Source organism: Citrobacter sp. MGH110 (assembly GCF_001037515.1).
Lineage (GTDB): Bacteria > Pseudomonadota > Gammaproteobacteria > Enterobacterales > Enterobacteriaceae > Citrobacter > Citrobacter portucalensis.
Window position 1 is genome coordinate 812,580 of the sequence record NZ_KQ089831.1, and the last position, 8,412, is coordinate 820,991.

Here is an 8,412-nt window from a genome sequence, read left to right on the forward strand (position 1 = left end):
CGGACATGGCTAACTTTTTTATCAGGCGTCCTATCTTTGCCTGGGTATTGGCTATCATTCTGATGATGGCGGGTGCTCTGGCAATCATGCAACTGCCCGTGGCACAGTACCCGACCATTGCGCCTCCTGCGGTCGCCATTTCTGCCACCTACCCTGGTGCAGATGCACAGACGGTTCAGGATACAGTCACACAGGTTATCGAACAGAATATGAATGGTATCGATAACCTGATGTATATGTCCTCCACCAGCGACTCGGCCGGGAGTGTGACTATTACACTGACTTTCCAGTCCGGTACCGATCCCGATATCGCACAAGTGCAGGTGCAAAATAAACTGCAACTCGCCACTCCGCTACTGCCGCAAGAAGTTCAGCAGCAAGGGATCAGCGTCGAGAAATCCAGCAGCAGCTTTTTGATGGTTGCGGGTTTTGTTTCTGACAACCCACAAACCACACAGGATGACATTTCCGACTACGTCGCTTCGAACGTTAAAGACTCAATCAGCCGTCTGAATGGCGTGGGTGACGTGCAGCTGTTTGGTGCACAGTACGCCATGCGCATCTGGCTGGATGCAAACTTATTGAACAAATATCAGCTCACGCCGGTTGATGTGATCAATCAGTTGAAGGTACAGAACGATCAGATTGCCGCAGGTCAGTTAGGGGGGACGCCTGCATTACCTAACCAGCAGCTTAACGCTTCTATCATTGCGCAAACGCGACTGAAAGACCCTGAAGAGTTCGGCAAAGTGACTTTACGCGTGAACAGCGATGGTTCGGTTGTTCACCTGAAAGACGTCGCACGTATCGAGTTAGGCGGGGAAAACTACAACGTCGTGGCGCGTATTAACGGTAAGCCTGCATCCGGCCTTGGGATCAAGCTGGCAACCGGGGCAAACGCGCTGGATACCGCGAACGCGATTAAAGCCAAGCTGGTTGAACTGCAACCATTCTTCCCGCAGGGAATGAAGGTGGTCTACCCGTACGACACGACGCCATTTGTGACCATCTCCATTCATGAAGTGGTAAAAACACTGTTTGAAGCGATCGTGCTGGTGTTCCTGGTCATGTATTTGTTCCTGCAAAACATCCGGGCAACGCTCATTCCGACCATCGCCGTACCTGTCGTATTGTTGGGCACATTTGCCGTGCTTGCTGCGTTTGGCTACTCAATAAACACCCTGACGATGTTCGGCATGGTGCTCGCCATCGGTCTATTGGTCGATGATGCGATAGTGGTGGTGGAAAACGTGGAACGCGTGATGATGGAGGATCATCTGCCGCCCAAAGAGGCGACGGAAAAATCCATGTCACAAATACAGGGAGCACTGGTTGGTATCGCCATGGTGCTGTCTGCGGTATTTATCCCGATGGCCTTCTTTGGCGGTTCAACCGGGGCTATCTATCGGCAGTTTTCCATCACCATCGTTTCCGCCATGGCGCTTTCAGTACTGGTCGCGCTGATCCTGACTCCCGCACTTTGTGCAACGTTGCTGAAGCCGGTATCAGCTGAACATCACGAGAAAAGAAGCGGTTTCTTTGGCTGGTTCAACGCCAAATTCGATCACAGCGTCAATCATTACACCAATAGCGTCAGCGGTATTGTGCGTAAAACTGGGCGTTACCTGGTCGTCTACCTGATAATCGTCATCGGGATGGCGGTGCTGTTTATGCGCCTGCCAACCTCCTTCCTGCCAGAGGAAGATCAGGGCGTCTTCCTGACGATGATTCAACTTCCTGCAGGCGCCACGCAAGAACGCACCCAGAAGGTGCTGGATCAGGTCACCCACTACTACCTGAACAATGAAAAAGCCAACGTTGAAAGCGTCTTTACGGTTAACGGCTTTAGCTTCAGCGGCCAGGGGCAAAACTCAGGGATGGCGTTCGTCAGCCTCAAGCCCTGGGAAGAACGTAGCGGTAACGAAAATAACGTTGAATCAATTATCGCCCGCGCTACCCGAGCGTTTAGTCAGATTCGTGATGGTCTGGTGTTCCCTTTCAACATGCCAGCCATCGTTGAACTGGGTACCGCGACGGGCTTCGACTTCGAGCTGATTGACCAGGGCGGGTTGGGGCATGCTGCGCTAACCCAGGCACGTAACCAACTGCTGGGCATGGTTGCCAAACACCCTGACCTGCTGGTTCGTGTGCGTCCAAACGGGCTCGAGGATACCGCACAGTTCAAGCTGGATGTCGATCAGGAGAAAGCGCAAGCGCTTGGTGTCTCACTGTCTGATATCAACGAAACCATCTCAGCTGCGCTGGGCGGCTATTACGTCAATGACTTCATTGACCGTGGTCGCGTGAAAAAAGTGTACGTACAAGCCGATGCCAAATTCCGTATGTTACCGGAGGACATCAATAATCTGTATGTCCGTAGCGCCAATGGCGAAATGGTTCCGTTCTCCACGTTCAGTTCCGCACACTGGATCTACGGCTCACCGCGCCTGGAGCGCTATAACGGTATGCCTTCTATGGAACTGCTGGGAGAAGCAGCGCCTGGCAGAAGTACCGGTGAAGCAATGGCGCTAATGGAAAGCCTGGCGGAAAAACTGCCAAACGGTATTGGTCATGACTGGACGGGGATGTCCTATCAGGAACGACTGTCGGGTAACCAGGCTCCTGCGCTGTATGCCATCTCACTAATCGTTGTCTTCCTTTGCCTTGCCGCATTGTATGAAAGCTGGTCTATTCCTTTCTCGGTGATGCTGGTTGTACCGCTCGGTGTTGTGGGCGCATTGTTAGCAGCATCACTGCGTGGGATGAATAACGATGTGTATTTCCAGGTTGGCTTACTAACCACAATCGGCCTCTCGGCTAAGAACGCCATCCTGATCGTCGAGTTTGCCAAAGACCTGATGGATAAAGAAGGCAAGGGGTTGATTGAAGCGACGCTGGAGGCATCGCGCATGCGTCTTCGTCCTATCCTGATGACATCCCTGGCCTTTATTCTGGGGGTTATGCCTCTGGTTATCAGTCACGGTGCAGGTAGTGGTGCGCAGAATGCGGTCGGTACCGGTGTTATGGGAGGAATGCTGACCGCAACATTGTTGGCTATCTTCTTCGTCCCCGTCTTCTTTGTTGTCGTAAGACGGCGTTTTAGTCGGCACAACGATTAATTTGTAAAATAAAGGCGTCTACGGACGCCTTTTTCACCTACGATGCTCCTCTTTATTTATTAGTAAGATAGCCATTTATTTCATTTAAACTATCCCTCTAAACTCGCCTGCAGCCTTTCTTTTTATCCATTATTTTTACAATCCACATGAATTGAGATTATTCCTCATGTCAGTCCTTTTTTAAGAAGTGGTAAAATAATCGCCGAGTTCGCAGATGGCTTAGCGTTTGTCTTTGCTTAATTAGCGAAACGCTTATTTTGAGGTAACACCATGAAAAGATTAATATCCGTTGCACTGCTTACCGCATTCCTGGCTGGCTGTGCACACGATTCTCCTTGCGTACCTGTATACGACGATCAGGGACGCCTGGTTCATACCAATACCTGTATGAAAGGCACCACCCAGGATAACTGGGAAACAGCCGGAGCCATCGCCGGTGGTGCTGCAGCCGTTGCCGGACTGACGCTTGGGATTGTCGCCCTGACCAAATAAATCATATTAAAAGCGCGGTTATTACCGCGCTTTTAGCAATAAGCATAAAATCTACATATAAGACAAAACGTTGCTTAATAGAACCTGACATGTAATAAAATTATTATAGATTTCACTCACACATCCGCGATTTGAAATTAGCATTTTTTCTGTTTTTCGTAACACCACATTTTCTTTTCATTATTCTCACGTCATTAATATTAACGCCAGAAATCGTTATCACGCGTCCTGTCTGATTTTTAAATTTTTTGCGCCGAAATGTGGCTTACGTTTCAATTTTGCACCACTTCAGGGCGCTGCATTTATTTTTTCCTGTCTACACTCTGCATATTGCGTCGAATAATCAGGCGCAAAAAAACTGGCACTACCTTTGCTTAAAAGAGTATGGCCAAAGCCACAGACAGGTAAAAGACGTTTTCAGAACGTTTCCATAACAATAATTCCTCCACACAGGATGCTCTATGAAAAAGATGATAATCGCCAGCCTGGCTGCGGCCGGTGTGCTGCTTGCTGTTGCAAATCAGGCACATGCCGGCGCAACACTTGATGCCGTAAAGAAAAAAGGGTTTGTGCAATGTGGGATCAGCGATGGCTTGCCTGGCTTTTCTTACGCCGATGCAAGCGGCAAGTTCTCGGGTATTGATGTTGATGTATGTCGTGGCGTTGCCTCCGCCGTATTTGGCGATGATAGTAAAGTAAAATATACCCCGCTCACCGCCAAGGAACGCTTTACCGCATTACAGTCTGGTGAAGTCGACATGCTCTCTCGTAATACCACGTGGACCTCTTCTCGTGATGCCGGTATGGGCATGTCCTTCACTGGTGTAACGTATTACGACGGCATTGGCTTTCTTACCCACAATAAAGCAGGCCTGAAGAGCGCTAAAGAGCTGGATGGTGCAACGGTCTGTATTCAGGCGGGAACCGATACCGAACTAAACGTGGCCGACTACTTTAAAGCCAACAAGATGAAGTACACCCCCGTCACCTTTGACCGTTCGGATGAATCAGCCAAAGCTCTGGAATCTGGACGTTGCGATACGCTGGCTTCCGACCAGTCTCAGCTGTATGCCCTACGCATCAAGCTGAGCAATCCTGCGGAATGGATCGTCCTGCCAGAAGTTATTTCTAAAGAACCTCTGGGACCTGTCGTACGTCGTGGGGACGATGAGTGGTTCTCCATTGTTCGCTGGACGCTGTTCGCCATGCTAAATGCGGAAGAAATGGGTGTTAACTCGAAAAACGTCGATGACAAAGCGGCTAATCCAGCAACACCGGATATGGCACACCTGTTGGGTAAAGAAGGGGATTATGGCAAGGATCTGAAGCTTGATAACAAATGGGCCTACAACATTATCAAGCAGGTTGGTAACTATTCGGAGATCTTTGAACGTAACGTTGGATCGGAAAGTCCGCTGAAGATCAAACGTGGACAGAACAACCTCTGGAATAACGGTGGCATTCAGTATGCGCCACCGGTGCGCTAATGCGTAGTGATGTAACGGGCGCCGCAACTGCGGCGCTCAGCCCAGAGTCATAGTTACTGAGGTTTTCTTATGTTCCATCGCCGCTCAACCGTAAAAGGATCGTTATCCTTTTCTAACCCTGCGGTCCGCGCCTGGTTATTTCAAATACTCGCCGTCATTGCGGTTATCAGCATTGCGGTCTATCTCATTCATAACACGATAAATAACCTGAACAATAGCGGTATTACCTCGGGGTTTTCTTTTCTCGATCGCAGCGCCGGATTTGGCATTGTCCAGCATCTGATCGATTACGAGCAAGGCGATACGTATGGTCGTGTCTTTGTGGTCGGCCTGCTCAATACGCTGTTAGTTTCAGCACTGTGCATTGTTTTCGCATCAATTCTCGGTTTCTTTCTCGGGCTGGCACGCCTGTCAGATAACTGGTTATTGCGAAAGCTCTCGACGATCTACATCGAAACGTTCCGCAATATACCGCCGCTGCTGCAGATCTTCTTCTGGTATTTCGCCGTATTACGTAATCTGCCCGGCCCACGCCAGGCCGTTAACGCGCTGGATTTGATGTTCCTGAGTAACCGGGGGCTCTATATTCCGTCCCCGCAAATGGGAGAAGGTTTTTTTGCCTTTTGTACCGCTGTCGTTATCGCTCTCGTCGTCACCATCGGATTATTTCGCTTCAACAGAATGCATCAGACCAAAACCGGTCAGCTACGTCGGACCTGGCCCACGGCTCTGGCGTTGATCGTACTTTTACCGGTGATTTCACAGTGGATGTTTGGCGCTGCGCTTCACTGGGATATTCCCGCGCTCCGTGGTTTTAACTTCCGTGGCGGTATGGTGCTTATTCCTGAACTGGCGGCACTGACTCTGGCGCTTTCGGTATATACCTCGGCATTTATTGCAGAAATTATTCGGGCGGGCATTCAGGCCGTTCCTTACGGCCAACATGAAGCCGCACGCTCGCTGGGTCTGCCAAATCCGGTGACGCTACGCCAGGTAATCATTCCACAGGCGCTACGCGTCATCATACCCCCACTGACCAGCCAGTACCTGAATATCGTCAAGAACTCTTCTCTTGCAGCCGCCATTGGCTACCCGGACATGGTTTCACTGTTTGCCGGCACGGTACTCAATCAAACAGGGCAAGCCATTGAAACGATCGCCATCACCATGTCGGTATACCTGATCATCAGTCTGAGTATTTCTTTGCTGATGAATATTTATAACCGCCGTATTGCACTGATTGAGCGCTAAGGAGCCATGATGACAAAAGCACTGCTGTCTCACCCCTCGCGCCAGCGCAGCAATCCGGCAAGCCGCTGTCTACTCTGGGTGCGTAAAAACCTGTTCTCCAGTTGGTCAAATAGCCTGCTCACCCTGCTATGCGTATGGCTGATTTGGTCATTTCTCCCGGCACTGTTGAACTGGGTATTCTTTCAGGCCAACTGGGTCGGTTCTACCCGGGCAGACTGTACCAAAGCCGGAGCCTGCTGGGTGTTCATCCATGAACGCTTCGGGCAATTCATGTATGGGCTTTATCCACACGATCAGCGTTGGCGCGTAAATCTGGCCCTGATAATTGGTCTGGCTTCTATTGTTCCGATGTTCTGGAAAACCATTCCCCACCGTGGCCGTTATATCGCTATCTGGGCAGTCATATATCCGATTGTCGTCTGGTGGCTGATGTACGGTGGTTTTTTCGGACTTGAACGCGTAGAAACCCGGCAGTGGGGCGGATTAACACTGACGCTTATTATTGCATCCGTGGGGATTGCAGGCGCGCTTCCATGGGGCATTTTACTGGCGTTGGGACGTCGTTCCCATATGCCAGTCGTGCGGGTTTTATCCGTCATTTTCATTGAGTTCTGGCGCGGTGTACCGTTGATTACTGTTCTGTTTATGTCCTCGGTCATGCTTCCTCTGTTTATGTCCGAAGGAACCAGTATCGACAAGCTTATCCGGGCGCTGGTCGGCGTTATTCTTTTCCAGTCGGCCTATGTCGCAGAAGTGGTTCGCGGAGGGTTACAGGCCCTACCGAAAGGTCAGTATGAGGCCGCTGAATCACTGGCGCTAGGGTACTGGAAAACTCAGGGGCTGGTCATTCTTCCGCAAGCCCTCAAGCTGGTTATCCCGGGTCTGGTTAACACGATTATCGCCCTGTTCAAGGATACCAGCCTGGTCATCATCATCGGTCTGTTTGATCTCTTCAGTAGCGTGCAGCAGGCAACTGTGGACCCTGCGTGGCTGGGTATGTCGACAGAAGGATATGTTTTCGCTGCACTGATTTACTGGATCTTCTGTTTCAGTATGTCGCGTTACAGCCAGCATCTGGAAAAACGTTTTAACACCGGGCGTACACCGCACTGAGGAATTTATGAGCCAATTATTAATGCCGTCTACCGACGCGATGATTACGCTGGAAAACGTCAACAAATGGTACGGACAGTTTCATGTCCTGAAAAACATCAACCTGAAGGTAAAACAGGGAGAGCGCATCGTATTATGCGGGCCTTCCGGTTCGGGTAAATCGACAACTATCCGCTGTATTAACCATCTGGAAGAACATCAGCAAGGACGCATAGTAGTGGATGGGATTGAGCTCAATGAAGACATCCGCAATATTGAGCGCGTCCGACAAGAAGTTGGCATGGTCTTTCAGCACTTTAATCTCTTTCCTCATTTAACTGTCTTGCAAAACTGCACGCTGGCGCCTATCTGGGTGCAAAAGATGCCGAAAAAAGAGGCTGAAGTACTGGCAATGCACTACCTTGAGCGGGTCCGCATTGCCGAACATGCACATAAATATCCCGGGCAAATCTCTGGTGGACAACAACAGCGCGTGGCCATTGCACGCTCGCTGTGTATGAAACCCAAAATCATGTTATTTGATGAACCCACATCAGCGTTGGATCCTGAAATGGTAAAAGAAGTGCTGGATACCATGATAGGCCTGGCGCAATCGGGCATGACCATGCTATGTGTAACCCATGAAATGGGCTTTGCCCGCACAGTAGCTGACCGGGTGATCTTTATGGATCTTGGCGAGATTGTGGAACAGGCACCACCGGATGAGTTTTTTGCTCACCCCAAATCGGAACGCACTCGCGCGTTTTTATCGCAGGTTATTCATTAAATATATATGCCGGATAAAGTTCCGGTGGATTTCCGCGTATAAATGCAAAAAGGCCATCCTTTCGGATGGCCTTTTCACTTATTTGATGTCTGGCAGTTCCCTACTCTCGCATGGGGAGACCCCACACTACCATCGGCGCTACGGCGTTTCACTTCTGAGTTCGGCATGGGGTCAGGTGGGACCA

The 8,412-nt window shown here is 50.2% G+C and carries 6 protein-coding genes and 1 rRNA gene; 6 read left to right on the top strand and 1 reads right to left on the bottom strand.

The window, feature by feature from the left end; all coding sequences use genetic code 11:
* The first annotated feature begins 5 nt into the window (after window positions 1–5).
* From SK38_RS19895 to SK38_RS19920, 6 genes are all read left to right on the top strand, one after another.
* Window positions 6–3,119, top strand: coding sequence for an efflux RND transporter permease subunit (locus SK38_RS19895; protein WP_008785975.1), 3,114 nt, complete (start codon window positions 6–8; stop codon window positions 3,117–3,119).
* 270 nt (window positions 3,120–3,389) lie between these two features.
* The gene (locus SK38_RS19900; RefSeq protein ID WP_003025292.1) at window positions 3,390–3,611 is read left to right on the top strand and encodes a lipoprotein; all 222 of its coding nucleotides are present in this window, start codon (window positions 3,390–3,392) and stop codon (window positions 3,609–3,611) included.
* A 461-nt stretch (window positions 3,612–4,072) separates the two neighbouring features.
* Entirely contained in the window at window positions 4,073–5,098 is a 1,026-nt protein-coding gene (locus SK38_RS19905; protein ID WP_048225761.1) for an amino acid ABC transporter substrate-binding protein, read from the top strand.
* Between the two features lie 69 nt (window positions 5,099–5,167).
* A complete protein-coding gene (locus SK38_RS19910) occupies window positions 5,168–6,349 on the top strand; it encodes an amino acid ABC transporter permease (protein ID WP_048236882.1) in 1,182 nt (393 codons plus the stop codon).
* Window positions 6,350–6,358: 9 nt separating this feature from the next.
* The gene (locus SK38_RS19915; protein WP_048236883.1) at window positions 6,359–7,462 is read left to right on the top strand and encodes an amino acid ABC transporter permease; all 1,104 of its coding nucleotides are present in this window, start codon (window positions 6,359–6,361) and stop codon (window positions 7,460–7,462) included.
* 7 nt (window positions 7,463–7,469) lie between these two features.
* The gene (locus SK38_RS19920) at window positions 7,470–8,228 is read left to right on the top strand and encodes an amino acid ABC transporter ATP-binding protein (protein ID WP_003025300.1); all 759 of its coding nucleotides are present in this window, start codon (window positions 7,470–7,472) and stop codon (window positions 8,226–8,228) included.
* Between the two features lie 87 nt (window positions 8,229–8,315).
* On the opposite strand, the gene rrf is transcribed toward SK38_RS19920, so the two are convergent.
* Window positions 8,316–8,412 (bottom strand): 5S ribosomal RNA (gene rrf / locus SK38_RS19925); the annotation flags it as partial.